General features: G+C 60.4%; 24 protein-coding genes. 6 read left to right on the top strand and 18 right to left on the bottom strand.

Going from position 1 to position 25939, the window contains the following annotated elements; translation table 11 throughout:
- Positions 1-84: 84 nt before the first annotated feature.
- Entirely contained in the window at positions 85-1992 is a 1908-nt protein-coding gene (locus tag DLM86_RS13150) for a GGDEF domain-containing protein (protein ID WP_110840472.1), read from the bottom strand.
- 341 nt (positions 1993-2333) lie between these two features.
- On the opposite strand from DLM86_RS13150, the gene rpsD reads away from it, so the two are divergent.
- Positions 2334-2933, top strand: a complete 600-nt coding sequence (gene rpsD, locus DLM86_RS13155; protein ID WP_110840473.1) for a 30S ribosomal protein S4 — start codon at positions 2334-2336, stop codon at positions 2931-2933.
- A gap of 69 nt (positions 2934-3002) precedes the next feature.
- On the opposite strand, the gene tyrS is transcribed toward rpsD, so the two are convergent.
- A complete protein-coding gene (gene tyrS, locus DLM86_RS13160) occupies positions 3003-4265 on the bottom strand; it encodes a tyrosine--tRNA ligase (RefSeq protein WP_110840474.1) in 1263 nt (420 codons plus the stop codon).
- Positions 4266-4777: 512 nt separating this feature from the next.
- Between tyrS and DLM86_RS13165 the strand changes: the two genes are divergently transcribed.
- The gene (locus DLM86_RS13165) at positions 4778-7969 is read left to right on the top strand and encodes a penicillin-binding protein 1A (protein WP_110840475.1); all 3192 of its coding nucleotides are present in this window, start codon (positions 4778-4780) and stop codon (positions 7967-7969) included.
- 47 nt (positions 7970-8016) lie between these two features.
- Here DLM86_RS13165 and DLM86_RS13170 read toward each other — a convergent pair whose 3' ends face one another.
- Both DLM86_RS13170 and acsA read right to left on the bottom strand, forming a co-directional pair.
- Positions 8017-8757 carry a metallophosphoesterase family protein gene (locus DLM86_RS13170; RefSeq protein WP_110840476.1) on the bottom strand — a complete coding sequence of 247 codons (741 nt, stop codon included), beginning with the start codon at positions 8755-8757 and terminating at the stop codon, positions 8017-8019.
- 153 nt (positions 8758-8910) lie between these two features.
- The gene (gene acsA / locus DLM86_RS13175) at positions 8911-10638 is read right to left on the bottom strand and encodes an acetate--CoA ligase (protein WP_110840477.1); all 1728 of its coding nucleotides are present in this window, start codon (positions 10636-10638) and stop codon (positions 8911-8913) included.
- A 247-nt stretch (positions 10639-10885) separates the two neighbouring features.
- Here acsA and DLM86_RS13180 point away from each other — a divergent pair, with 247 nt between their 5' ends.
- Positions 10886-11518, top strand: a complete 633-nt coding sequence (locus DLM86_RS13180; RefSeq protein WP_110840478.1) for a GNAT family N-acetyltransferase — start codon at positions 10886-10888, stop codon at positions 11516-11518.
- 18 nt (positions 11519-11536) lie between these two features.
- Complete coding sequence (locus DLM86_RS13185) at positions 11537-12718, top strand: acetoin utilization protein AcuC (protein ID WP_110840479.1); 1182 nt, start codon at positions 11537-11539, stop codon at positions 12716-12718.
- A 63-nt stretch (positions 12719-12781) separates the two neighbouring features.
- Here DLM86_RS13185 and DLM86_RS13190 read toward each other — a convergent pair whose 3' ends face one another.
- The 5 genes from DLM86_RS13190 to DLM86_RS13210 form a co-directional block, all read right to left on the bottom strand.
- Positions 12782-13480, bottom strand: coding sequence for a 5'-methylthioadenosine/adenosylhomocysteine nucleosidase (locus DLM86_RS13190; protein ID WP_110840480.1), 699 nt, complete (start codon positions 13478-13480; stop codon positions 12782-12784).
- Between the two features lie 63 nt (positions 13481-13543).
- Positions 13544-14548 (bottom strand): catabolite control protein A, encoded by a 1005-nt coding sequence (gene ccpA, locus DLM86_RS13195; RefSeq protein ID WP_110840481.1) that lies wholly within the window; start codon positions 14546-14548, stop codon positions 13544-13546.
- A gap of 103 nt (positions 14549-14651) precedes the next feature.
- Positions 14652-15011, bottom strand: a complete 360-nt coding sequence (gene ytxJ, locus DLM86_RS13200; RefSeq protein WP_110840707.1) for a bacillithiol system redox-active protein YtxJ — start codon at positions 15009-15011, stop codon at positions 14652-14654.
- Positions 15012-15153: 142 nt separating this feature from the next.
- Positions 15154-15573, bottom strand: a complete 420-nt coding sequence (locus tag DLM86_RS13205; RefSeq protein WP_110840482.1) for a hypothetical protein — start codon at positions 15571-15573, stop codon at positions 15154-15156.
- A gap of 98 nt (positions 15574-15671) precedes the next feature.
- A complete protein-coding gene (locus DLM86_RS13210) occupies positions 15672-16088 on the bottom strand; it encodes a VanZ family protein (protein WP_110840483.1) in 417 nt (138 codons plus the stop codon).
- A 148-nt stretch (positions 16089-16236) separates the two neighbouring features.
- Here DLM86_RS13210 and DLM86_RS13215 point away from each other — a divergent pair, with 148 nt between their 5' ends.
- Entirely contained in the window at positions 16237-16761 is a 525-nt protein-coding gene (locus tag DLM86_RS13215) for a type 1 glutamine amidotransferase domain-containing protein (RefSeq protein ID WP_110840484.1), read from the top strand.
- Positions 16762-16876: 115 nt separating this feature from the next.
- Positions 16877-17350, top strand: a complete 474-nt coding sequence (locus tag DLM86_RS13220) for a GNAT family N-acetyltransferase (RefSeq protein ID WP_245954572.1) — start codon at positions 16877-16879, stop codon at positions 17348-17350.
- Between the two features lie 12 nt (positions 17351-17362).
- Here DLM86_RS13220 and DLM86_RS13225 read toward each other — a convergent pair whose 3' ends face one another.
- The 9 genes from DLM86_RS13225 to aroA all read right to left on the bottom strand — a co-directional run bounded on the left by DLM86_RS13225 (position 17363) and on the right by aroA (position 25926).
- Positions 17363-17890: a D-lyxose/D-mannose family sugar isomerase gene (locus DLM86_RS13225; protein WP_425453966.1), complete on the bottom strand. Its 528-nt coding sequence runs from the start codon at positions 17888-17890 to the stop codon at positions 17363-17365.
- Between the two features lie 55 nt (positions 17891-17945).
- Positions 17946-19730: a phosphoenolpyruvate--protein phosphotransferase gene (gene ptsP / locus DLM86_RS13230; RefSeq protein WP_110840486.1), complete on the bottom strand. Its 1785-nt coding sequence runs from the start codon at positions 19728-19730 to the stop codon at positions 17946-17948.
- Positions 19723-21633: a glucose PTS transporter subunit IIA gene (locus DLM86_RS13235; RefSeq protein ID WP_110840487.1), complete on the bottom strand. Its 1911-nt coding sequence runs from the start codon at positions 21631-21633 to the stop codon at positions 19723-19725. Before DLM86_RS13235 ends, ptsP begins: the two co-directional genes overlap by 8 nt.
- 102 nt (positions 21634-21735) lie before the next feature.
- A complete protein-coding gene (locus DLM86_RS13240) occupies positions 21736-22065 on the bottom strand; it encodes a spore coat protein (protein WP_110840488.1) in 330 nt (109 codons plus the stop codon).
- A gap of 31 nt (positions 22066-22096) precedes the next feature.
- Complete coding sequence (locus DLM86_RS13245; protein ID WP_110840489.1) at positions 22097-22324, bottom strand: hypothetical protein; 228 nt, start codon at positions 22322-22324, stop codon at positions 22097-22099.
- A 93-nt stretch (positions 22325-22417) separates the two neighbouring features.
- On the bottom strand, positions 22418-23122 hold the full coding sequence (locus tag DLM86_RS13250; RefSeq protein ID WP_110840490.1) for a hypothetical protein: 705 nt from the start codon (positions 23120-23122) through the stop codon (positions 22418-22420).
- Positions 23123-23251: 129 nt separating this feature from the next.
- The gene (locus DLM86_RS13255) at positions 23252-23680 is read right to left on the bottom strand and encodes a CoA-binding protein (protein WP_110840491.1); all 429 of its coding nucleotides are present in this window, start codon (positions 23678-23680) and stop codon (positions 23252-23254) included.
- A 40-nt stretch (positions 23681-23720) separates the two neighbouring features.
- On the bottom strand, positions 23721-24533 hold the full coding sequence (locus tag DLM86_RS13260; protein ID WP_110840492.1) for a C39 family peptidase: 813 nt from the start codon (positions 24531-24533) through the stop codon (positions 23721-23723).
- Positions 24534-24630: 97 nt separating this feature from the next.
- Entirely contained in the window at positions 24631-25926 is a 1296-nt protein-coding gene (gene aroA, locus DLM86_RS13265; RefSeq protein WP_110840493.1) for a 3-phosphoshikimate 1-carboxyvinyltransferase, read from the bottom strand.
- Positions 25927-25939: the final 13 nt, after the last annotated feature.

Here is a 25939-nt window from a genome sequence, read left to right on the forward strand (position 1 = left end):
TCCTCTTGGAAAAGCGTGATGGATCAAGCCGTTCGCGCTTATCGTTTCCATGAAGAGCAATGTTATGCGTTGGAAGGCACGGCTTCAGCCGGTGCAGATCCGATTTTTACCGGAATGCTTCGCCTTGTACAGCGCCATGTCCGCCCGGTAAAACAGCGACTCCACGCTGATTTTGTCGTCCTCCCAATTCCAGTCCGACACCCCGCACGAGACGGACACCTTGGGAGACGTCTCCGTCTGCACCTTGCGGCGGATCCGCTCGGCCACGACGAGCGCTTGCTCTCCCGTCGCCTGCGGCAGGTAGACGGCCAGCTCCTCCCCGCCCCATCTCGACGCGGTATCTCCCTCCCGGATGCAGGAGCGGATAATCGCGCTTACTTGGATGAGGACGCGGTCGCCGATCTGGTGGCCGTGCGTGTCGTTCACCTTCTTGAAGTCGTCGATGTCGACGACGATCAGCGAGCCGCAGTAGTCTTTCTTTTGCAGAAGGCCGATCTGCTCGTCCAAATAATGCCGCGCGTACAAGCCGGTCAGCCGGTCGGTCTGCACCATGCGCCGCACTTCGGCGTGCAGGCTCGCGTTCGAGATCGCCAGGCCGATATGGCCGGACAGCGTTTGCAGCAGCTTGTAATTTTCGTACGTGAAATAGTGCGGCCTCCGGTGGGCGACGAGAATAACCCCCACCACGTCGCCTTCGACCAATACCGGGCAAGCGAGCAGCGACCGCGAGCGCGTCGCTTCCATCCAGACCGACGGCACGGCCTCGTCCGTTTTATAATCCGAAATGATGACCGGCTCCTTCGTCGCGACGACGCGTCCCGCATAGCCGTAATCGGAGGCGAAATGCTCGCTGAAAAACGAGGCGGGCTCGCTCGCCCGGACGACGAGCTCGTCGCGGTCCCGGTCCAGCTCCAAAATGCATGAAAACTCCGCGTCGAAAATATGGCGCAGCTCCGTCGAAGCGAACAAAAAAACGTCCTGCAGCTTCAAGCTTTGATTCAGCCGCTGCGTAATCTCGTTAATCAGACGCAGCTCGCCGACGAGGCGGTTCGACTGCTCGTACAACCGGGCGTTTTCGAAGGCGCTGCCGGCGATGTCGGCCAAAATCGCCGCGCTGCGAAACAAGTCCTCGTCCCCGGATTCGCCATCCGCGAGCTCGAGGCGGACGACGCCGTAGACGCCCTGCTTGCCGCGCAGCGGGAAGACGGCTTCGGCATGAACGCGACCATCGCGCCTGCCGACGACCGGCTTGCCCTCCGTAAACGCCCGGAACCGCATGTCTTCCTCGGACGGGCCGAATCGCAGCGGCTTCACCGACGGGATCGGGCCGTATTGTTCCTGCGACAAATAAATGTCGAACGGCCGTTCCGACGCGAGCTCCTCCAGGCAGCGGGTCAGCTCCGCCATCACCCGGTCGGCTTCGGTGCGGGAATGAAGCCGGACCGCCATGTCGAACAGCGCTTCGTTGCGAAGCGCCGTCCGTTCCGCCGCGTCGAGCTTCCCGCGCAGCTCCGCCGACGCTGATTCGGACCGGTGCGCTCGCAAATAAGCGCCGAAAGCGAGGCCGGCCATCTGGGCGGCGGCCGCCGGGTCGGCGTCGTCCGTTTCGTCGGATATGCGGATCAAGAATGCGATCGGGTCGTCGTGGCGATCGGTGCGAACAGGATAAGCGGCCAGTACGGATGGACGAGCTTCCGGATGCCGGGGCGGCCAGACGACCGGGGCGATGCGGAGCTTGCGGGCGGCGCTGCAATCGGCGATGGCGGCGGCGATAGGTGCGGTATGGAACGGCTCGGCGTCCGTCGCGGCGGAGCGCTTCGAGCCCGATTGGATCGGATCGGACGGGTGGTGCGTCAAATATCGGCCGTCGGCGTCGAATACCGCGTACACGTCCGGACGGACGGACGCACGATTCCCGAGGTCGGCCGCGAACGAGCGGAATGCATTCGTTATCCAGGCGGCGAGACGTTCCTGGTGTGGCAACTCTTCCATAACGAACCCCTTCTATGAAACGTCAATGTTTCTATCATACTACGTCTCGACGGGCAACTGCATTAAAATTTGCTTCAAGTTTTGCTAAAGCGAATTCTCGCTTGACATTGCCTATGCCGATCTTTTAAAATTAATAGTCGAGTGGAAAAAGGTGTTTGTTTAATTGGCGACGCACGATGCGCACCCTCACGGCTTTCGTTACCGGCAGGCCAGCGGCTGAACTGTTTGCCGGGAAGCGGGCGCGAACCGCCCCGTTTCGCAACGATCGCCGCGTCGGAACGTCTCCCCTATTCCGCCGCCCAATAGAAATTAACACTAACGGTCAAAGGAGCAACTCATACATGGCACGCTATACAGGCCCCAAATTCAAATTGAGCCGCCGTCTCGGCGTTTCGCTCAGCGGCACCGGCAAAGAACTGAAACGCGCATTTCCTCCGGGACAGCACGGTCCGGGACAACGCAAAAAGCTGAGCGGCTACGGCATCCAGCTGCAAGAAAAGCAAAAGCTTCGCCACATGTACGGCTTGGGCGAGAAGCAATTCCGCAACCTGTTCGACAAAGCGTCGAACATGCAAGGCATCTCCGGCGAAAACTTCATGATCCTGCTTGAAAGCCGTCTGGACAACCTCGTCTACCGTCTCGGCTTGGCGAACTCCCGCGCGGGCGCTCGTCAGCTCGTCGCTCACGGTCACGTAACGGTCAACGGCAAAAAAGTGGACATCCCTTCGTACACGGTCGCTACCGGCAGCGTCATCGGCTTGCGCGAAAGAAGCCGCGGCCTGTCCTCGATCAAGGAAGCTCTTGCGAACCGCAACTTCCTGCCGAACTACCTGGAGTTCAACGATTCGTCGATGGAAGGCAAGTACATCCGTCTGCCGGAGCGTTCGGAGCTTCCGCAAGAAATCGACGAGAAGCAAATCGTCGAGTTTTACAGCCGCTAAGAAGAACCGCAACCCCCAAGCGACCGCTTGGGGGTTTTCTTGTGCCCGCCGTGTTGACGGGCGCGGCTCTCAGCGCAGCCGGATGCGCGCGAACTTGCGTTTCCCGACCTGCAGCACGTCCCCGTCGCCGACCGTCACGACGGCGTTCGGATCGGTCACTCTCGCTCCGTTCAGCCGGACGCCTCCCTGCTCGACGCTCCGCTTCGCCTCGCCGTTCGACGACTGCAGCCCCGCGGCCACGAGCAGCCGGACGAGCCGGACCGCGCCCCCTTCGTCCGTCAACTCGGAGAGAACCAGCTCGGCCTCGGCGATGTCCTCCGGCAGCTCGCCTTCCCGGAACACGGCGACGAACCGCTGCTCGGCTTCTTCCGCCGCGGCTTCGCCGTGGTACATCCGGACGAACGTGCAGGCCAGCTTCATCTTCGCGTCCCGCGGGTGGACGGTCCCGTCCGCAAGCCCCGCCTCCAACCGATGCAGCTCCTCGTCCGGCAAGTCGGTGGCGAGCCGGAAGTAGTCGATCATGAGCGCGTCGGGCACCGACATCGTTTTGCCGTATATGTCGGTCGGGGACTCGTCGATGCCGATATAATTGCCCAAGCTTTTGCTCATTTTGTTGACGCCGTCGAGACCGGGCAACAGCGGCATCGTGATGACCGCCTGCGCCTCCTTGCCGTATTCCTTCTGCAGCACGCGGCCCATCAGCACGTTGAACGTCTGATCGGTTCCGCCGAGCTCGACGTCGCTCTCCAATTCGACCGAATCGTAGCCCTGCATAAGCGGGTAAAAAAACTCGTGAACCCCGATCGGCAGCCCGTTCGCATACCGTTTCGCGAAATCGTCGCGCTCCAAAATGCGTGCCACCGTCACCTTGGCCGCAAGCTGGACGACGTCGGCGAAATGCAGCTTGCCGAGCCAATGGGAATTGTAATGGACGGTCGTCCGATCCGGATGCAGCAGCTTGAACAGCTGGGTCCGGTACGTCTCGGCGTTGCGCAGCACGTCCTCCTCGCTCAGCTGCTTGCGAGTCTCCGACTTGCCCGTCGGGTCGCCGATCCGACCGGTAAAATCGCCGATAATGAGCTGCACCTCGTGCCCGAACTCCTGAAATTGCCGCAGCTTGTGCAGCACGACCGTATGCCCGACGTGAATGTCCGGCGCGGACGGATCGAGCCCGAGCTTCACTTTGAGCGGCTTGCCGGTAACGACCGAACGCTCGATTTTCCGTCTGAGCTCCTCCTCCGGCACGATATCGGCCGCCCCCCGGCGAATCGCCGCGAGCTGGCGCTCGACCTCGCTCCTTTGCTCCTCCGTCAACGTCATGTTCCTCTCCATTTTGCCCCATCCCCTCGTTGTCGATTTGCGGTTGTCCGCGGCAGTCTCTGCGGAAAAACGCAAAAAAGCCTTCTCGTCCACAAGGGACGGGAAGGCTCAAACCCGCGGTACCACCCTAATTAGAACGCCGTGCCGGATCGAGAGCGGCGCCCCGGCGCGCTGCATCCGTATCCGATCCGAGCGTTCTCGCTCGATTCCCTGTAACGGGAGAACCCGGCGGAAAATTGGCGCCGCCCTTCGCAGGCGCGCTTCCCTTCCCGCTGCTCCGGACCGTAATTCGGCCGGCGGCGGCGTACCGGCTCGCACCACCCGCCGGTTCTCTGAAACGCCCGCTTCGCCCGCTTACTCGCGCCCGCCGGAGACGATTCCGCGGCGCAGTCCTTCGTCGCTTTGCAACAGAACGGCCGCTTGGGCCGTCAAATTTTTAATTACCTTATCACAGAAACCGCGGCAAAGTCAAACCATGAATTTTGTGGTATAATAAAGCCTGTTATGCCGAAGGAGGAAAGTGAATGGCCAAGGACTTATCGAACAAGCTTACGTTCATTCGCAACATGAAAGCGAGAAAAGCGGTCTGGATAACCCTGGTCACCCTCAAATGGATGGTCTTTACCGGACTCATCGTCGGATTTTTGGGGGCGGGGGCCGCATTCGGCTACGTGAGCGCGCTGGTGAAGGACGACCCGGTCCGGCCGCAGAGCGAAATTTTGGAGAAAATCAACGAAAATGCGATAACCGGCTTCGTCTATTTCAACGACGACACGCAAATCGGCCAGCTCCGCTCCGAGGAAGACCGCCGGCCGATCGGCATCGAGGAGCTGCCGAAGCTCGTCGAGGACGCGGTGCTCGCCATCGAGGACCACGAGTTTTACAACCATTACGGCGTCAACGTGAAAGCTTTTTTCCGGGCCGTGACGCAGAAGCTGACGAACGCCGACGTGCAGACCGGCGGCAGCACGATCACGCAGCAGGTCGCCCGACGCGTCTTTCTGACGCTCGACAAGAGCGACAACCGGAAGGCGAAAGAAATCTTTTTGGCGCTCCGGCTCGAGCGATTGCTGTCGAAGGAGCAAATCTTGCTCGCCTACCTGAACAAAATTCCGTACGGCAACGGCTCGTCCGGCTACAATCTGTTCGGAATCAAGGCGGCGGCCAAAGGGATTTTCAATATCGACGACCTGAACCAGCTCAATACGGCCCAAGCGGCCTACCTTGCCGGGCTGCCTCAGCTGCCGTCCAAATATTCGGCGTTCACGAGCCGCGGGGAGCTCGACGAGAAAGGGTTCGCCGGCGCGGTCGACCGGATGAAGCTCGTCCTGAAGCGGATGCTGGACGAAGGAAAGCTGACGCAGGCGCAATACGAAGAGGCGCTCGCCTTCGACATCAAGGGCTCGCTCGCCAAGTCCGAGCAAAAGGCGTACAATACATACCCGTACCTGATGCTCGAGGTCGAACGGAAAGCGGCGGAAGTGCTCGCCGATATCGCCAATCCCGATCTGAAAAAGGATACGAAGGAAGGCCAGGAGCAGTTCGCGGAAGCGGTGAAGCAGACGCGGGAGGAGCTGCTGCGCAAAGGCTACCACATCTATACGACGATCGACAAGCAGCTGTACGACGAGATGCACGCCATCTCCGACAATAAGGCCAACTTCACCCCGGACGACAAGGAGAAAGGGATGGAGCAGATCGCCGCGATCGCCCTCGACAACAAGACGGGCGCCATTCTCGGCATGATCGAGGGCCGCGACTTTTACAAAGAGCAGATGAACTTGGCGACGCAAATGACCCGGCAGCCGGGCTCGACGATGAAGCCGATCGCCGCCTACATCCCGGCCATCGATAAAGGCGCGATATCGCCGGCGACGGTTATCGACGACGTGCCCGTCATTTTGAAGGACGGCTCCAAAGGATTCCACTTGCCGGAAAACTGGGACAACGACTTCCACGGCCTCGTCACCGCGCGCCATGCGTTGAACCAGTCGTACAACATCCCGGCGATCAAAGTGTTTCTCGACGTCGTCGGCATCAACAACGCCTGGGATTTCGCGAAGAAGCTCGGCATTACGACGCTCGAGAAAAGCGACTACGCGGCGCAAACCGGCGTCATCGGCGGTCTCTCCAAAGGCGTGACGGTCGAGGAGCTGACGAACGCCTACAGCGCCATTCCGAATAAGGGCGTGTTCACGGACGCGTTCCTCATTCGCAAAATTACGGATTCCGAAGGCAAAGTCGTCTACGAGCACCAAGTGAAGCCGACGCCGGTCTTCTCGGAGGAGACGGCCTACATCATTACCGACATGATGAAAACGGTCATCAGCTCCGGCACCGCGTCGCTGTTGAAAAGAGAGTTCAAGTATTACGGCAAAACGCCCGTCGCCGGCAAAACCGGCTCCACCCAAAACGACGGGGACGCCTGGTTTATCGGCTATTCGCCGGACATTACGGTCGGCGTCTGGGCCGGATACGACCAGCAAAAGCATACGCTGAAAAAATCGGGCTGCAGCATGTCGAGCGAGCTCGGCTGCGGCACGCAGCGCGCCATGAAAATTTGGGCGAAGGTGATGAACGCCGTCGTCGAGAAGAAGCCGGATCTGCTCGTGACGAAAGATTTCGTCAAGCCGGCCAACATCGTCAGCATGACGGTGTCGGGCTATTCGGGCAAGCTGCCGAACGAGCAGACGAGAAAAGCGGGCAAGCTCGTCACCGACATCTTCAACAAAAAGTTTATTCCGACCGAGGAAGACTCGGTGCTGATCAACCAAAAGTACGTCACGTTCGACGGCAAAGTGTACCTGCCGCAGCCAAGCACGCCGGACGATATGGTGCTGCAAAAAACGGTCGTCAAGCGCGAGCGGCCGATCGCCGCCATCATCAAGGAAATCGAGGCGATCTTGCCGCAGCTGCCGGCGAACAACCGGCCGAGCATCGACCATTATTATCCGCTCGATTACGAGAACGACGCCGCTTCCGAGGTCGATCCGCGCGCCGACGACGGGCAAAATCCGAATCCGCCCGGCGCCGTCGTCTTGAAGCGGTCCGGCGACAAAACCGAGATCACGTTCCAGGAAGCCGGCAGCGCCGACATCGTCGGCTACCGGCTGTACAAATCCGACTCGACCGCGGGCTTCCAGCGGGTCGCGGGCAAAGTCGTCTTGACCGGCCAAGACCGGCTGTTCACCGACATCGCCCCGGGCCAGCATATCGCGGGCTACTACATTACGGCGGTCGACGTCGCCGGCCGGGAGTCGAAGCCGAGCAAGGCGGTATACACGGACGGCCATTCCGCGGATGTCTCGTCTCCGCTCGATCCGTTCGGCGTGCCTAGCGGCGGGTCGTCGGGTTCGCAGCCCGGCGACGGGTCCGTCCAGCCGTCGGGTGAGAAGCCGGGCGAGAAGCCGGACGAGAAGACCGACGTCAAAACGCCGCCGACCGCTCCGAAAAACGTTTCCGTCAAGGCGTCCGGCGTCGGCATCGAGATCGGCTGGTCCGCCAACCCGAAGGCGGAAGCGGTGAAACGGTACGACGTCTACTACAGCGACAAGCAGGACGGCACATACAAGAAGCTGCAGTCCAGCGAATCCAACAAGCTGAGCTATTACGCGATCGTTTACGACGGCTGGTACCGGGTCGTCGCCGTCAACGACGCCGGCGAATCGAAGGCGTCGCAAGCGGTGCAATATACCGGCAAAAAAAAGCAGGAGTAGCCTGCAAAAAGCCGCCCCGCCTCCATGCAAGAGGCGGGGCGGCTTCGTTATTTCGCCCGGGTGACGTCTCGGACGAATTTCTCCCGCCTCGGCATGCCCGTAACGGCCGCTTCCCGAAGCGCTTCATCGCGATCGTAAGGAATTCGAACGATTTGCACCGAGAAGGCGGAGCTCTCCTCTCCGTGCAAGAGGCCTTCCAGCACGACGTAGGCGGCCAGCGGATTTTCGTCGAGCGGCAGTCCGACGCTCCCGACGTTGACGAGGAAGCGATTTTCCAAAGGCAGGGCGTATGCCATATGGATGTCCCCGTACAGGACAAGATCGGGCGCCTCCCCCTTCCTCCCCAGCCAATCTACGGTTAACGGCGTGTTGTCGAACATGGCCATTTTTTCGGCCTCCGTCGCTTTTAACCGGATTCGATCGTATACGCTCGTCGGGGAAGCGTGCAGAAGCCTCGCTTTGCGCCCGCTCCAATAAAAATCGTGCGAGAACGGCAGGCCCCGCAAATAATCGAGCCGGGCGTCCCCGAGCAGCGGCTGCCCCCACAGCTGCCATACCCATTCCTCGTTTTCCGGCGGAAGCGTCATCTTGTGATCCCAATTGCCCTGCAGCACGACCTCGCACCGCTCCCGCACGAGGTCGACCGCCTCCGACGGATGCGGCCCTTTGCCCACCAAATCGCCCAAACAAAAGATGCGCCGGATATTCCTCCGATCGATATCGGCCAAGACGGCCCGCAGCGCCGGCAAGTTGGCGTGAATATCGGAAATGACGGCGATTCGATCCATAGCCAGTCCCCTTTCCGGACGAATGAGCGTCTATTGTACTACGACCGGTTCGCCGCAGGAAAGGGAACGTTTCGTTATAACGAACCTATGCGCACGAAAGGCAACCACCCCATCGGCGAGCCGACGGGGTGGTTTCGAAACGATATACCGATTCTAATCCTCGATCGTCGACAGGTCCCCGGTCGGCAGGCCGAGCTCCCACGCTTTCAGGACGCGGCGCATTATTTTGCCGCTGCGCGTCTTCGGCAGCTTATCCTTGAACTCGATCTCGCGGGGAGCCGCATGCGCGGCGAACCCTTCCTTGACGAATTTGGCGATGTCGGCCTTCAGCTCGTCGCTCGGCTCGAACCCTTCGCGCAGCGCGATGTACGCCTTGATGATTTCGCCGCGAATCGGGTCCGGCTTGCCGATGACGCCCGCCTCCGCGACCGCCGGATGCTCGATCAGCTTGCTTTCCACCTCGAACGGTCCGACCCGTTCGCCGGCGGTGTTGATGACGTCGTCGACGCGGCCCTGGAACCAAAAGTAGCCGTCTTCGTCCATGTAGGCGGAATCTCCCGATACGTACCAGCCGGGAAAGCGGAAATATTCCTCGTATTTCGCCGGATTGTTCCAAATCGCCCGCATCATCGACGGCCACGGCGTCTTGATCGCCAGGTTGCCCATCCGGTTCGGCGGCAGCACGTTGCCGTTATCGTCGATGATCGCGGCGTCCGTGCCCGGAATCGGCTTGCCCATCGAGCCCGGCCGAATATCCATGCTCGGGTAGTTGCAGATGAGCTGGCCGCCGGTCTCCGTCATCCACCACGTGTCGTGGATGCGCTGACCGTACGCTTTGAATCCCCAACGGACCACTTCCGGATTAAGCGGCTCCCCTACGCTCAATACATGGCGAAGGCTGCTCAAGTCGAACGCTTTTACCGTGTCGTCGCCCGCGCTCATCAGCATCCGGAACGACGTGGGCGCACTGTACCAGACCGTCACTTTGAACCGCTCGATCGTATCGTACCAGTCTTGCGGCTTGAACCGTCCGCCGCGCACGACGTTCGTCGCTCCGTTCAGCCACGGGGCGAATACGCCGTAGCTCGTCCCCGTCACCCAGCCCGGGTCGGCCGTGCACCAGTATACGTCGTCTTCCTTCAAATCGAGGACGATGCGTCCCGTATAATAATGTTGAATCATCGCGTTGTGAACGTGGAAGACGCCTTTCGGCTTGCCCGTCGAGCCGGACGTGTAATGCAGGATGAGCCCGTCCTCGCGGTCGACCCATTCGATCGCCAGCTCGTCGGAAGCTTGCGCCATCTCGGCCTTGAAATCAACTTGTCCGGCGGCCAGCTGCAGCAGGTCGTCTCCGACGAGAATGACGTGCTTCAGGTGAGGCAGGTCGGCGACCGGGACACGCGGCAATTGGGAAGGCGTCGTGACGATGGCGACCGCTTGGCTGTCCTCGAGGCGATCGCGAACCGCCTGTTCCATGAACGCTTCGAACAGCGGCCCGACGATGGCGCCGATTTTGATCGTGCCGAGCAAGGCATAGTACAGCTCCGGCGAGCGCGGCATGAAGATGAAGACGCGGTCTCCCTTCCCGATGCCGAGCTGGCGCAGCACGTTGCCGAACTTGTTCGAATTCGCTTTCATCTGCGCGTACGTAATCGCTTCCAATCGGGTCGCGTCGCTGTAATGCAGCGCCACCTTGTCCGCCAAGCCGCCTTCGGCATGCCGGTCGATCGCTTCGTAGGCCATGTTCACTTTGCCCGTCGAGTGCCAAGTAAAATGCTTCTCCACCTCGGACCAATCGAACGTCCTGCGCGCTTCTTCGTAGCTGGTCAAGTTGGCGTTCGCGGCGGTCGCACGCAACGTTTCCTTCTGCTCGCTGCTCATGAGCTTTCCCTCCCGGTATAAGATCCTATCGAATCCTAACGCCGCTTCCCGGGGACGCTCGTCCCCATTGTTCCGTTCCGTCGTCTTTCGTTCCAAGATGTGAAAAGTTTGGAAGTTTTGTGGCCATTCTATTATAGCATAGCTGAAAATATGCGCCCATTCCTTTTCAACTCCCCCCGAATCTGTTATAAGTAGCTTAAGGGAGCTCGTGTTCAAGGAACGATACGCATCCGGAAAGGAGCCGCTCATGGAGCACCGCAAACTGTACCATTCGTGCGAAGTCGAATACGAGGGCCGCCCGCTGCTTGTGGAAGGGCCGGTCGAGCCGGGCCGTCTGCGGGATATGCGCATGCATCCCGATTTGGACGCCTTTCGTCGTCCCGACGAGCAGCACGAGGCGCTCGTCGAAATCGCCGAACTTCCCGAAGGCCGCATCATTCTCGCCCGGGACGGCTCCACGATTGTCGGCTACGTCACGTTCCATTATCCCGACGAGATGGAACGCTGGTCCGAAGGCAACATGGAGGATCTCGTCGAGCTCGGAGCGATCGAGGTGGCGGACGACTACCGGTCGGTCGGACTCGGCAAGACGATGATTCGGCTCGCGTTCGAGGGCGGGCAATTGGAGAACATGATCGTCTTCACGACGGAGTATTATTGGCATTGGGACTTGAAGGGCAGCCTGTCCAACGTATGGGACTATCGCAAAATGATGGAGAAGCTGATGAAGTCGGTCGATATGATCTGGTTCGCCACGGACGATCCGGAAATATGCTCCCATCCCGCCAACTGCCTGATGGTGCGCATCGGCAAGGAAGTGCCGCAGTCCTCGGTGGAAAAATTCGATACGATCCGTTTTCGCCAACGGTTCATGTTTTGATATAACGGAGGAACTGCCATGAGCCAACATGCGGTGTACGTCTATCATCCAGACGAAACGTTGTACCGCTTCAACGATACGCATCCGTTCGACCAGGAACGGCTGCTTCTGACCGGAGACCTGCTCCGGAAAGCCGGCGCGCTGGACGATTCGCAGATCGTGACGCCGACCAAAGCCGGAGAGCGCGATCTGCTCCTCGTTCATACGCCCGAATACGTCGAGGCGGTCAAGCGGCTGAGCGAGCCGCATCCGTCCGAGGAGGCGGTACGCGACGCGGAGCGGTTCGGCTTGAATACCGACGATACGCCCTACTTCGCGGGCATGCACGACGTGACGCTGCAAATCGTCGGCGGATCGATCGAAGCGGCGGAGGCCGTCATGTCGGGTATGACCGATCACGCCCTGCATTTGGGCGGCGGCCTGCACCACGCCATGCCCAATAAGGGCGCCGGTTTTTGCGTCTATAACGACGCCTCCGTCGCAATCGCTTACATCCGCGCCCGCTACGGCGTCAAGGTGCTGTATGTGGATACGGACGTCCATCACGGGGACGGCGTGCAATGGTCGTTTTACCACGACCCGAACGTATGCACGCTATCGTTTCACGAGACGGGCAAATATTTGTTTCCCGGCACGGGAGCGGCGAACGAGCGCGGCGAAGGCGAAGGCTACGGCATGTGCGTCAACGTGCCGGTGGAGCCGTATACGGAAGACGAGTCGTGGATGGAAGGGTTCGACGAGGCGCTCGATCGGGTCGTCCGCTTCTTCAAGCCGGACGTCATCGTCAGCCAGCACGGCTGCGACGCCCACGCGCTCGACCCTCTCGCCCACGTCCATTGCAGCACCCGCATCTACGTCGATATGCCGCGGACGATTCACCGGCTGGCGCATCGGTACTGCGGGGGACGATGGATCGCACTCGGCGGAGGCGGCTACGACATCTGGCGCGTCGTGCCGCGGGCGTGGAGCTTCGTCTGGCTCGCCATGACGGAGCATCCGCTGCTCGACCGGATCGAGCGCGAGCCCGATTTGCCGCTGCCGGCCGACTGGCTGGCGGCGTGGGCGGACAAAAGTCCCGTGGAGCTGCCGACGACGTGGCTCGACCCGACCGACTTGTGGACGCCGATGCCGCGGCGCCGGGAAATCGTCGAAAGCAACCGGCGCGCACGGGAAATCGCGCTGATGTACGTGCCGAAATGAGCGCTTCGGCAGGCTGCAAAAAAAGGCGTACGACGGGAAATCCGTTCGTACGCCTCTATTCGTTTACATCGAGCCGATCATCCGCTCCACGATGCGGTACGAGCGGTCCGCCGCCTGCACCGCGAATTCGGCGAAATTGACGTGCGCCGACCCGTCCGCCTTGTCCGACATCGAACGGATGACGACGTACGGCACGCCGTTCATCGCGCACACCTGCGCGACGGCGGAGCCTTCCATCTCCGTGCAGGCGCCGCCGAGCCGCTCGTGCAGCAGCCGGACCGTCTCGCGGTCGGCGACGAATTGGTCGCCGGACAAGACGCGCCCCTGCAGCGTGCGGCCTTCGGCCAGCCGCTCGCTCGCCTCGACGGCGAGCCGGACGAGCTCCGGATGCGCCGGGAAGACCGACGTCTCCGCGAACGGGATCGTGCCGCGCGGAAACCCGAGCGGCGAGGCGTCCATATCGTGCTGCTGGCAGTCGGTCGAAATGACGATGTCGCCGATGTCGAGCGACGGGTCGAGCGCGCCCGCCACGCCGGTGAAGACGACGGCGTCCACGCCGAACCGGTCGATCAGCAGCTGCGTGCAAACCGCCGCGTTCACTTTGCCGACCCCGGATTTGCACAGCACGACCGGCTTGCCGCAAAACGTTCCTTCCATGAAGCGGATGCCCGCTTTATCCGTGACGGTCCGGCTTTCCAGCCGTTCCTCGATTCGTTGAATTTCTTCGACCATCGCGCCGATCAGGCCGATTTTGTTCCACATGCGTCAACCGCCTCCTTCTCAATCTCGCTGCCGCGGGTTTGCCGGACAAAGAAAAGCGGCTCATTATGCATGAGCCACCGATTTGCGCTGAATAATTTCGTGAGGCAACGTCACTTTGGACATTTCGACGTTTTCCTTGTTCATCAGCTTCGTCAACAGCCGCATCGACACGGCGCCGATATCGTACATCGGCTGGGCGACGGTCGTCAGCTGCGGGCGAACCATCGAAGCCATCCGGATATTGTCGACGCTGATGACGGATAGATCGTCCGGCACCTTCAGCCCTTGGTCCTGGGCCGCATGAATCGCCCCGATCGCCATCTCGTCGGTCGCCGCGAATATCGCGGTCGGGCGGTCGGACAGCTCGAGGAAATATTTCATCACTTCATAGCCGGACTCGTACCGGTAGTTGCCGACGCGTACCCGTTCCTCGGTGACCGGAATGCCCGCCTGCTCGAGCGCCTTCTTATACCCTTGATAGCGCGCGTAGCCGTTGGCCGGATCCTGCAGCGTGCCGCTGATCATGCCGATCTTCGTATGGCCTTGTCCGATCAGCAGCTTGACGGCGTCGTAAGCGGCCGATTCGTGGTCGATGTCGACCGAAGGAATCGTATCCTTGTCGTCCGTCGTGCCGCACAGGACGATCGGGACGGAAGCCGTTTTGAACGCCTGCAGGTGATCGTCGGTGACGGTGCCGCCCATGAAGAGGAGCCCGTCCACCTGCTTTTCGAGCAGCGTGTTGATGACGCGGATTTCCTTCTCCTTCTTCTTGTCGGCGTTGCACAAAATGATATTGTAATGGTACATGTTCGCAATATCTTCGATCCCGCGGGCCACCTCGGAGAAAATCGAGTTGGAGATGTCGGGAATGACGACGCCGACGGTCGTCGTCTTCTTGCTGGCGAGACCTCTCGCCACCGCATTGGGGCGGTAGCCGAGACGCTCGATCGCTTCGAATACCTTTTTGCGCGTTTGGGGTTTTACGTTCGGGTTGTTGTTGACGACGCGCGATACGGTCGCCATCGACACGCCGGCCTCGCGGGCGACGTCATAAATCGTTACGGTCACTATCATCTACTCCAGTATTCAGTGTAAAAGCGAAAGGAAACGTTTTCTCTTCCATTTGCATACATCATACGACAAAACCGCCCAAATCGCAATGAAAACACGGTTACATTTCGGTTACAGAATCGCCGCCGAGCACTTCCCGCAGCACCGGCTCGGTTATCCGTCCGTGCGACGTATGCCATACCGCCCGGCGTCCCTTGACGAGAATCGCCTGGGGCGATTCGTGCTTCACGTTCAGCGTGTCGGCGATCAAATTCGACACGGGGCGCGATTCGACGACAAGCACGATCGCGTATTCGATATCGGGATTGGGCGAATCGCCCAAGTAAGACAGCCATTGGTCATGGGCTTCGGCGCTGATCGGGCAGCGCGTGCTGTGCTTGAACACGAGCACCGGCGTCTCGGAGCTCGATTCGAGCAAGCTGAGCCATTGCTTCTCGGATTCCAGTTCGATCGTTTCCAATCGGTCGTTCACACCTCTCGCATTCCGTTTCCTGCCTACTATTAAATACTACCAAAAACAAGGCAAAAAAGCCAACTTGCGTCGGCTTGTCGCTCGCGGCGCGAAAACGGTCCCGTTTCCTTCGCCGATATCCCCTTCTTTCTCAAGACAGACGATATGTAGTGGTCATATGACTCGTAATTTGCGTCAACCGGTGCCGGACGTTTTCCGCCCACGCGCCGTCTTCGAGCGACCGGGCAAGCAGAAGCAGATCGAGCAGCTCGTTGACCCGATCTTCGACAATCGATTCGACGGAACGGTGCTGGTGCTCCTTGCTCGTCGCCATCTGCATCAGGTGCGCGAGCTCCGATAAATCGCCGAACGACACCGTCGCCGGCTCGGGCTTCGGACCGAGCGTCCGGATGTAGCCGGTCAGCTCCGGCTTGACGGGCGGAAACACTTCCGAACGATGGCAATCGTCGCACGAGTAAATCGGCACGTTCTCGATCTCCACTTTATTTTGAAAAATGACGGTGCGCAGACGAATGTGCATCGTCGCTCCGCAATTGCATGGCTTTTGCACTCCCAAAAGCACTCCTTCCCGGTCGGCCCTCGCTGTCTATGGACGGTATGTGATGTATACCAATTCGATTTTCGTCCCGAATCTCCTTCCGCCCGACGCTAGTATTTTTTGCTAGCGTCCGAAGCGCGGCGGAGAAGCCGGTCGATCGCGGGAAGCGAAACGAACAGCATGGCGAGCGCCGCTCCGATCGCGTCGTTGCGAAGATCGCGCACGTCGGACATCCGGCCTTCCACGAATCGTTGATGGAATTCGTCCGTCACGCCGTACAGCACGCTCAGCAGCACGACGAGCGCCTTCCCTCCCCATCCGGACAGCCGGGGCAGCAGCGCCCAGTAATACGTGAGCGCGAGCCCGAAATAGGCGAAGAAATGCCCCCAGTCGAAGCTTTCCATCGCCGGCAGCAGCCGTTGAAAAAAAGGAAGCAGCGTCCCGAGGTCGTCCCCCGTCTGGTGGGACAAATAAAAAATGGCCGCCATACAGGCGACGGCCGGCAGCCAGCGCACGATCCGATGCATGGCGTTCCTCCCGTCCGGTCCTCGAATAGTCGACGAAACGGCGAACGCTCTGCGGCGGGCCCGTCCGTCCGATCATTCCCCATTATGTAAGGAGCGGGTAAATTTTGCAACGGTTTTATGGTACAATGTTGCACGGAGGGATGTAACGATGCGATTGAACGGCAAGCAAGTGATCTGCCTCGTGGACGAGGAGTTCGAGGATTTGGAGCTGTGGTACCCGATATACCGGGCTCGCGAGGAAGGCGCCGTCGTCAAGCTCGCCGGCGCGGACAAAGGCAAGACGTATACCGGCAAATACGGCGTGCCGGCCGTATCCGACCTGTCGTTCGACGAAATGGACGCTTCCGCCGTCGACGGGCTGCTCGTACCGGGCGGCTGGGCGCCGGACAAGCTGCGGCGGTACCCCAAAGTGCTGCAGCTCGTCCGCGACATGGACGCGGCGGGCAAGCCGATCGGACAAATATGCCATGCGGGCTGGGTGCTCGTATCCGCGAAAATATTGCAGGGGCGCAAAGTGACGTCGACGCCCGGCATTCGCGACGATATGGAGAACGCCGGCGCGATCTGGATCGACGAGCCGGTCGTTGTCGACCGGAACCTCGTGTCGTCCCGCCGTCCGCCCGATCTTCCGCCCTACGCGAAGGCGTTTTGCGACGCATTGGCCGGCGAATGACAAGATGGCGCCGGCGATGAAGGAGCCCCCGATCGAAGCCGGGTACCGGCCGACACGGGGGCTTTTCGCCTGGGCGGTCCATCGCAAGATCAGAAATACTGAAGGAGAGGATAACGTGGAACACCTAGTCATTCGTCCGCTCGCGGACGGCGAGCCGGCGCCGCTCGATTTGCTGCTGCTGGCGGATCCGTCCCGCAAGGCGGTCGACGATTATTTGCGGCGCGGCACGTGCATGGTCGCCGAGCTGGCGGGCGACGTCGTCGGCGTATACGTCCTGATCGCGACCCGTCCGCTCACGGCCGAGCTCGTCAACGTCGCCGTGGCGGAGCCGCTGCACGGGAAAGGCATCGGCAAGCGTCTCGTCCTGCACGCCATCGAAACGGCGAAAACGCTCGGCTACGCCGATATCGAGGTCGGGACCGGCAATTCCGGCATGCTGCAGCTTGCGCTGTACCAGAAGTGCGGGTTCCGCATTACCGGCGTCGACCCGGACTTTTTCGTCCGGCATTACCCGGAAGAAATCGTCGAGAACGGGATTCGCTGCCGGGATATGGTCCGCCTATCGCTTTCGCTTTCCCGCGTGCAATAACCCGCGGCCGGTTTAGTCCGCCGCTTCCGGAATGCGCTTAATGCGCGGATCGGTGAACACGTCGAACTCGTCGCGGCTCGTGCTCGAAAATTCGGATACGATCGCGCCGGCATCGCCGGCTTGAAACCAATGCAGCGTATTGGGCGGAATCGTGTATTGGTCGCCAGGATTCAACACGATTTCGCGAAATACCGTGTAGTACGGCTCGCTTCCTTCCGGAATGCGGGCTTGCGGCCGTTCCGCCGGCTCTCCCTCGACGTAGAGCAGCACGTTTCCGTGCCGGCACCGGAACGTCTCCGTCTTGCCGGGATCGTCGCCGACCGGCGGATGGCGGTGCTCCGGACACGTCTGACGCGGGAACAGCACGAGCTCCTTCGCGCAATAGCGCTCGTTGTTCACGTAAGTGACGAGCTCGAGTCCTTGCCGCTCCAGCTCGTTCAGCCCGAAATCGGCGATTTCGATGTTGTCCCTTTCCGCGGCCGTCAGCACGATTCCCGCTTCGCGGAACAAAGCGGCCGTCCTTTCCTGCGCCGCGCGCAGCTGATCTTTCGTCAACATGGCCCTTCCTCCCCATACATCAAAATGGAACGACCCGTCAAGCCGGCTCACTCCCGTTCGAGCCGGTGCCGATCGCGGGGAGCCGGTTTTTCGTCCCGCCTTCGTCCCCGGCGACGGACACGCTCGCGACACCGTGCAGCAGCGCCTTCATCTCCGCGCTCGTGCGGCAGTCGAGCAGCTTCTCGAGCAGCCTCTCGCTCTCCTTCTCCGAGCTTTCGATGAGCCGGCTGCGGACGTCGAGCAGCGATTGTCCGGACATGCTCAGTTCGTGCACGCCGAGTCCGAGCCAGATCGGCAGCGCGTCCGCGTCTCCCGCCAGCTCTCCGCAGACGCTGACCGAAATGCCGTTCCGGCGCGCCGCTTCCACCGTCAGCTTCAGCATCCGCAGCACGGCCGGATGATACGGCTCGTACAAGTGCGCGATCCGCTCGTTCATCCGGTCGACCGCGAGGACGTACTGGACGAGATCGTTCGTGCCGATGCTGAAAAACTGGACCTCCCGCGCCAGCAAATCGGCGATCGCCACCGCGGCCGGCACCTCGATCATGATGCCGACGTCGATCCGTTCGTTGAACGGCTCGTTCGCCTTCCGCAGCTCCTGCTTCGCCAGCTCCAGCACGTCGCGCGCCCGGCGCACCTCCTCGACGGAGGAAATCATCGGCAGCAAAATTTTGACGTTGCCGTAATGGCTCGCCCGCAAAATCGCCTTCAGCTGCGTCTTGAACAAGTCCCGCCGGTCGATGGAGATCCGGATGCCCCGGTAGCCGAGCACCGGATTGTCCTCCTCCGGCAGGGAGATGTAGTCGAGCTGCTTGTCCCCGCCGATGTCGAGCGTCCGGATAATCATCGGACGGCCCTCCAGCATGACCGCGGCGCTCCGATACACTTCGAACTGCTCGTCTTCCTTCGGCCACGTGTCCCGGTCCATATACAGCATCTCGGTCCGGAACAAGCCGACGCCCTTCGCCCCGAGCTTGAGCGCCTGCTCCAGCTCCTGCACGGAGGTGATGTTCGCGGACAAATTCACTTCCCGGCCGTCCTTCGTCACCGACGGGACGCCGACGACCTCCCGCAGGCGCTCCCGGACGGTATCCATCCGCTTGCGCCGCTCGCGGTACGTCGCGACGACGTCCTCGTCGGGGTTGACGTACACGTCGCCGGATTCCCCGTCGACGACGAGCAGATCGCCCGTCTGGATGCCGCCCTCGACGCCGAAGACGAACGGGATGCCCATCGCCCGGGCCATGATCGCCGTATGCGACGTCTTGCCGCCCGCTTCCGTCACGATGCCGAGCAGCCGCGTCGGATTCAAGTGGGCGAGCTGCGACGGCGTCAGCTCCCGGGCGACGATGACGAACGGATGGTCCTCGGGCGGCTTCGCCTCCTCGAACGCGCCGAGCAAATGTTTCAGCAGCCGCGTCCCGACGTCCTTGATGTCGAGCGCCCGCTCCTTCATGTACTCGTCGTCCAGCAGGTCGAACATGTTCACGAACTTGTCGACGACTTCCTTGACCGCCACCTCCGCGGCTTTGTACTGCCGCTGAATGATGGTCGCCACCTCGTTCATGAACACCGGATCTTCGAGTATCGCCAAGTGCGCGTCGAAAATGTTCGACTCTTCCGCGCCGATCACTTCCGCGATTTCCTGCTTGATCTGCTGCAGCTCCGCTCTGGAAATGCGGACGCCTTCGTACAGCCGCTCGAACTCGTTCGCCATGTCGCCCACGTCGATCGAATGCTCGGACAGCTCCCATTCCCAGTCCGGCATGACAAACGCTTTGCCGATGGCGATCCCGACCGCTCCTCCGCTGCCTTTAACCATGCGATGCGTCACCTCCCGAGAGCTTGGCGTCTTGATCGCCGGCTTCCTTCATAATGACCGACATGACGGACGCCTGGCCTTTCTTCACGTGCTTGAAAGGAGCGAACGCCCACGATTTGACGACGTTCGGGTTCGTAATGACCATCGGCGTTGCGAGCGACTTGGCATGCTTCTTGATTTTTTGCAAATCGAAACGGATCAGCAGCTGGCCGACCTCCACGTCGTCCCCTTCCTTCACGACCGCCTGAAACCATTTGCCCGTCAGCTGGGACGTATCGATGCCGATATGAAGCAGCACCTCGAGACCTTCTTTCGTTTTCAAGCCGATGGCGTGCATCGTCGGGTAAATATGGACCACCTTCCCCGATACGGGGGCCAGCAGCTCGCCGCGCTCCGGGTAAAAGGCGACGCCGTTGCCGACGAGCTTCTGGGCGAAGATGGCGTCGGGGACGTCTTCGATCGGGATCATATCGCCTTGGACCGGCGCGTGAAAATGAACCTGATGAATTTCCTTATGCAGCACTTTCACGATTTCTTCCCGGATCAATTCGGAAAACGTCCCGAACACCACCTGCACATTGCCCCCTCCGAGCCGGATGACGCCGGCCGCCCCCAAATGCTTCAACGCGTTGATATCCATCTGCTTGTCGTTCGCCAGCGTCAGCCGGAGCCTGGTGATGCACGCCTCGATTTCGTTGACGTTGTTTTTGCCGCCGAGCGCCTGCAGGATGAGCGGCGCCCGGTAACGGACGTCGCCCGCCCATTCCTCGAGCTGGGAGCCTTCCTCCCGGCCCGGCGTCGGCAGCTGGAACCGCCGGATCGCCCACCGGAACAGCACGTAGTAGACGCCCGCGAACAAGACGCCGATCGGCAGCAGCAGCAGCCCGTTCGTCGCCAAATGCTCGTTGATGACGAAATCGATCGCCCCCGCCGAAAACGAGAAGCCGTGCCGAATGTCGAGCTCGTACGCGAGCCACATCGCGACGCCGGACAATAGCGCGTGAACGACGAACAAGTAAGGCGCCACGAACAGAAACGCGAATTCGATCGGTTCGGTCACGCCCGTCAAAAACGAAGCGAGCGCCGCCGTCAAAAACGTCGCCTTCACCTTCGGCTTCAAATCTTCCCGCGCCTCGTGAATGATCGCGAAGGCGACAGCCGGAAGCGCGAACATCATGATCGGATACAGACCCGCCATGAACATGCCGGCGTCCGGATCGCCGGCGAAAAACCGCGGCAGGTCGCCGTAGACGACGTGTCCGTCCTCGCGCATGTAAGGCCCGACCTGAAACCAGACGACGTTGTTCAAAATGTGATGCAGGCCTGTCGGCACGAGCAGCCGATAAGCGACGCCGTAGACGAACGTGCCGGCCGCGCCGTGCGTCAATATCCATTCCGCGAGCCGGTCGAGCACCGACTTGACCGAAGGCCCGACCTGGATGACGACGGCGGAGAACAAAATCGAGGCGAAGCTCATGAACAGCGGCACGAACCGCGGTCCGCCGAAAAACTGTATGTATTCGGGAAGCTGGATCGACTTGAACCGGTGGTACGACAACGCGGCCAGCAATCCGATCAGGACGCCGCCCGCCACCCCCAGCTCGAAAAACGTTCCCATGTAATATTTCGTAAGCGAAAAAAAGATGAAATAACCGAGCAGGGCGGCCATGCCCGCGATCCCGGCGTTCTGCGTCAAGCCGAGCGCGACGCCGATGGAGAACAGGAAGGGCAAATAAGTAAAGATCGCGTTGCCGGTAAAGTTCAGTAGTTCCGCGAACCGCTCCATCCCGATCAAGTCCCACGGCAAATTGCCGAGGAACAGCAAAATCGCCGCGGCCGGAAGCGCGATCATCGGGATCATGAGCGAGCGTCCGAATTGCTGCAAATTCCCCATCCAGTTCAACCGTTGTCCCCCCTTCTCATCCATCGTAAAGGTTCGCCCTTCTTTTGTCAAAACGTATGTAGCCCCGCCCTGCGCCGGACGGGGCACGCTTGCGAAGCCGATTTAGGAGAACGTCGGAAACTGCGTTTTGTAATTGGAAAACTGCTGGTGCGCCTGCCCGATTTCCTGCTTGTCGGCCGCCTTCATTTTGTACCAGCCCTTTTGGAACATCAGATCGAACAGCTGGAACTGATTGTCGTGAACGTCCCGCAAAATCGACCCGATCGCCTCGCGGAGCTTCGGGTTTTGCATTTCGTTCAATCCGGTGTTGTAGCCGGCGGTCAAATATTTCTCATAGGACAAAATGTCATTGATCCGGTCCCGGTCGTTGAACTCGGGCCCCTTCACCTTCGGCAGCTGTCCGGTTTGCGGTACCGCGATTTGCGTAGCCATCGGCCTTCTCCGTCCTTTCGGTTCGAATGAATTATTGCAGCAGCGACAAGATCGTATCGAAATGGGCGATATGCGTCTGGCCCGTCTGCTCGATCCTCGCGCGAATTTCGGGATCGGCGCATTGATCCGCGGCGTCCTTGCACTTCTTCATGGCAAGCAGCTCCCACGACAAAAAATCTTTCAAGTAATGAAGCTCTTTGTCGGAAAGCTGGCTCCGGTCGGCGGTCATCGTGGCGTTCGATTGCTGCGATTGAGTCATGCGTTCGCTACCTCCGTCTTTTTTCCGAATGGATGCATCCTTCGCATAATAGAAGGAGCGGACCTTGCGGCCCGCATCCGTCGATCGCGATGTTTAGAAACGATAGGAGCTTGCGCCGAAGCCGGAGAAGGCGTTCGTCGGTTGAGTCGAATCGGCGCGCAAGTACGAGTCGTGACCTTGCTGGTTGCCGCGGTAGTTCGCCGTGTGGAACGATTGCGGCGATACGCTCGATTGGCTTTGGAACTGATTTTGGAATTGGCCTTGGAACTGGCTTTGCGGCTGATATTGGCTTTGTACGGAAGAGCCGGCGAAGCCGAATGCGGATTGGCTCGGATTCGTCGAGTCCGCGCGCAGATAGTTGTCATGGCCTTGCTGGTTGCCGCGGTAGTTCGCCGTATGGAACGCGTTCGGGTTTTGATTTTGGTACGACGAAGCGCCGCCGCCGAATGCGGAAGAGCCGATGCCGAATTGGCTGGATTGGCTGATCGTGCCGAAGGACGCACCCGCAGCCGAACCGCCGAATTGGGACGGATTGGTCGAGTCCGCGCGCAAGTAGTTGTCATGGCCTTGTTGGTTGCCGCGGTAGTTCGCCGTATGGAACGCGTTCGTGCTTTGAGCGCCGAAAGCGGAAGTCGGCTGGTATTGCGTCGACGTACCGAACGATTGGTTTTGACCGTATTGCGATTGGACGAGGCCTACCGGCTGATACGGCTTTTGAATGCCGCGGTATTGCGACGATACCGGCGCGCCGAAAGCGGAAGCATTACCGAAAAAGGAGCTGTTTTGTTGACTGTACACGAGTGGGGTTCCTCCCTTGGAAATAGAAAAGTCTTCAGCTTCGGGTCCGTATTGCGTTCCATGCGGCATCCGTTGCTGAAGCCTTTACTATTTTTTTCGGTTATGCGATTTTTTATGGCTGGAAGTCGTTTACTGCTTCGGCCGCAGTATCGAATCCTCGACTTTGATGCAGCGGTCCATGATCGCCTCGATGCCGGCCGCTTGGACGAGGGCGGCGGCTTCTTCGTTATAGATGCCCAGCTGCAGCCAAAAGACGCTCGGCTTATGCTTCATCCTAAGCGTATCCTCCGCCACGGACACGGTATCCTCGCTCCGCCGGAACACGTTGACGATGTCGACCGGTTCATCGATATCGGCGAGCGACGCGTAGCTTTTCTCGCCCAGAACGGATTCGACGTTCGGATTCACCGGGACGATCCGGTATCCTTTTTGCTGCATCGCCTCCGACACCATGTAGGACGTCCGGTCCGGCTTGTCGGACAGGCCGACGACGGCGATCGTTTTCGTTTGCTCCAAAATCGTTTTGATCCGTTCGCGAGGCGGGTTTTCGAATGCCATCGGCACGTACCTCCGTTCGATTGGGAATACGAATCCCGGATTACTTGACGTAAGACAACGCTTGCTTCCCCATCGCATCCCATGTCGCCAAAAATTGGTCTTTGTTCAGCTTGTGGGCTTTTTTCCCGCTGAGCGGGTCGTTGACGAACACGTGCGTTTCGTCGTAGCCGACCAACAGGACGGCGTGCTCCATGAACGTCGTTTCGATCGGACCGACGGGCGTATCCCACGATACCCATTTTTGCGGAACCGCAAAATCGATCGTCGTCCAAACGACAACCGGATAGCCGTCGGCGATTTGCCGCTCGACGGCGTCGAACGCGGAGCCGGTCAAATCTTTGGCCGTCGGTACGTAAGCCTTGAGCGTGTCGAACAGCGCGGCGTGATAAATGCCGAAGCCGCGCGACTTGCCGGTGGCGTCGCCTACGTAGCCGGTATTCGGGTGGCCCCAATACGCGATCGCGCCTTTTTCCCATCGGATCGGCGTAGGGTCCTTTTTCATTTCGCCGAACAGCTCCATCTTCCCTTTGTCGATGCCGTAATAGTTCAGCAGCATCGTCAAGCTGACGATTTCGCAGCCGGCGGGCAGCTCGGGCAGCTGGCGGACGACCGGGGCGTCGAGCATCGCCGAAGCCGGCTTCGGCTTGACCGGCTCGGGCGGCTTCTGCCCGGCTTGCCCGGCTTGGTCCGGGGCCCCTTCCGCCAGGACGACCGCGGGAGGACTTTCCGCGAAAAATTCTTTTCCGGTCATTTTCGCATAAAGCAGGACGCTGAAGACGCCGCTCGAGAACAGCAGCCCGACGATCAGAAAGACGGTGAACAAAGACTTGACGATATTCAAGACGATCATCATTCGCAATCAACTCATTCGCATGTTGTAGGGATAGGCGCGGGGCGGAAACGGACCGGCTTCGGCGGCCGCGACCGTGCGACCGCCGGCCGGGGCCGGCTCATTGGTCCGCCAGCTCGACCTGCGCGCCGATCGATCGCAAATGATCGAAATATTGCGGGTACGACTTGGCGACGTGATGCGCGTCGCGGATCGTAAGTCCGCGCTTCGAGCGGAGCCCGACGACGGTCAGCGCCATAATGACGCGATGATCGAAATGCGCGTCGATCTCGACGCCGCCTTCGACGCCTTCCGGCTTGCCGTGGACGATAATTTCGCTTTGCCGCTCTTCGACGTCGGCTCCGGCCTTGCGAAGCTCGTTCAAATAGTCGGTAATCCGGTCGCATTCCTTGTACCGCAAATTTTCGACGTTATAAAATCGCGACGTTCCTTCCGCGAATACGGCCGCCGCCACCATCGCGAGAACGGCGTCGGTAAAATGGTCGCCGTCGAACTCGACCGCCTTCAGCTTCCCGTCTCCGCGTACGTGGACGATGCCGTTCTCGTGCGTCAGCGGGACGTTCATGGCGCGCAGCACGTCGATGACGGCGCGCTCGCCCTGCTTGCTCGCTTCCTCCAGCCGGAGCACTCGCACGTCGGAGCGGGTGACCGCCGCCGCCGCCAATATCGCCGCCGATCCGGGATAGTCGCCCTGAACGACGTACTCCTTCGCTTCATAGCGTTGCCGGCCGGGGATGCGATAATGCATCAGGTCGTCGCTCGACTCGAGCCGGATGCCGGCTTGACGAATGACCTCGAGCGTCTGGCCGACGACGACCTTCGATTTCAGGTCGTGCAGCACTTCGATTTCGCTATCCTCGTCGAGAAGCGGCGTCATGAACAGGAGCGAGCTCAAAAATTGCGAGCTGACGTTGCCGGACACCTGAATGCGTCCGCCCTTCGGATGGCCTCCGCGTATCGTAATCGGCAGCTTGCCGTTGTTATGGTCGATCGAAACGTTCATTTGGCCGAGCGCCGCGATCAGGTCGTCGTGCGGACGTTTGCCGAGCGAATCGGGGTACGCGTTGACGAACGTCACCTCCGGACAGAAAGCCGCCACCGACATGAGGAAGCGGAGGACGGCGCCCGCATTGCCCACGTTGAGCTCCCGTACCGGCTTCGGATGGCGGCCGAAGCCGCGGATCGTCATCGTGTCGCCTTCCTCGATCAAGTCCGCGCCGAGATCGCGGATGCAGCGCCGCATCGCGTCGCTGTCCTCGCTGTGCGCCGGAAACCGGATCGTGCTCGTCCCGTCCGCCAGCGCGCCGACCAGCATGTAGCGCGTCGTATAGTTTTTCGAGGAAAGGGCGTTGATTTCCCCTTGCAATGCCGCAGTCGGTCTTACAATCGCTTTCATCGTGAATTCATCT

The sequence above is a fragment of the Paenibacillus flagellatus genome, assembly GCF_003217775.1.
Taxonomy (GTDB): domain Bacteria; phylum Bacillota; class Bacilli; order Paenibacillales; family NBRC-103111; genus Paenibacillus_AB; species Paenibacillus_AB flagellatus.

Bases quoted from the DNA above. Each gene is read 5' to 3' on its own strand.
- ptsP (WP_110840486.1), bottom strand. From the start codon at position 19,730: ATGGTTAAAGGCAGCGGAGGAGCGGTCGGGATCGCCATCGGCAAAGCG.
- DLM86_RS13210 (WP_110840483.1), bottom strand. From the start codon at position 16,088: ATGCATCGGATCGTGCGCTGGCTGCCGGCCGTCGCCTGTATGGCGGCC.
- DLM86_RS13165 (WP_110840475.1), top strand. From the start codon at position 4,778: ATGGCCAAGGACTTATCGAACAAGCTTACGTTCATTCGCAACATGAAA.
- DLM86_RS13260 (WP_110840492.1), bottom strand. From the start codon at position 24,533: ATGATGATCGTCTTGAATATCGTCAAGTCTTTGTTCACCGTCTTTCTG.
- DLM86_RS13185 (WP_110840479.1), top strand. From the start codon at position 11,537: ATGAGCCAACATGCGGTGTACGTCTATCATCCAGACGAAACGTTGTAC.
- DLM86_RS13245 (WP_110840489.1), bottom strand. From the start codon at position 22,324: ATGACTCAATCGCAGCAATCGAACGCCACGATGACCGCCGACCGGAGC.
- DLM86_RS13180 (WP_110840478.1), top strand. From the start codon at position 10,886: ATGGAGCACCGCAAACTGTACCATTCGTGCGAAGTCGAATACGAGGGC.
- rpsD (WP_110840473.1), top strand. From the start codon at position 2,334: ATGGCACGCTATACAGGCCCCAAATTCAAATTGAGCCGCCGTCTCGGC.
- DLM86_RS13215 (WP_110840484.1), top strand. From the start codon at position 16,237: ATGCGATTGAACGGCAAGCAAGTGATCTGCCTCGTGGACGAGGAGTTC.
- acsA (WP_110840477.1), bottom strand. From the start codon at position 10,638: ATGAGCAGCGAGCAGAAGGAAACGTTGCGTGCGACCGCCGCGAACGCC.
- DLM86_RS13240 (WP_110840488.1), bottom strand. From the start codon at position 22,065: ATGGCTACGCAAATCGCGGTACCGCAAACCGGACAGCTGCCGAAGGTG.
- DLM86_RS13170 (WP_110840476.1), bottom strand. From the start codon at position 8,757: ATGGATCGAATCGCCGTCATTTCCGATATTCACGCCAACTTGCCGGCG.
- aroA (WP_110840493.1), bottom strand. From the start codon at position 25,926: ATGAAAGCGATTGTAAGACCGACTGCGGCATTGCAAGGGGAAATCAAC.
- DLM86_RS13190 (WP_110840480.1), bottom strand. From the start codon at position 13,480: ATGTGGAACAAAATCGGCCTGATCGGCGCGATGGTCGAAGAAATTCAA.
- DLM86_RS13150 (WP_110840472.1), bottom strand. From the start codon at position 1,992: ATGGAAGAGTTGCCACACCAGGAACGTCTCGCCGCCTGGATAACGAAT.
- tyrS (WP_110840474.1), bottom strand. From the start codon at position 4,265: ATGGAGAGGAACATGACGTTGACGGAGGAGCAAAGGAGCGAGGTCGAG.
- DLM86_RS13255 (WP_110840491.1), bottom strand. From the start codon at position 23,680: ATGGCATTCGAAAACCCGCCTCGCGAACGGATCAAAACGATTTTGGAG.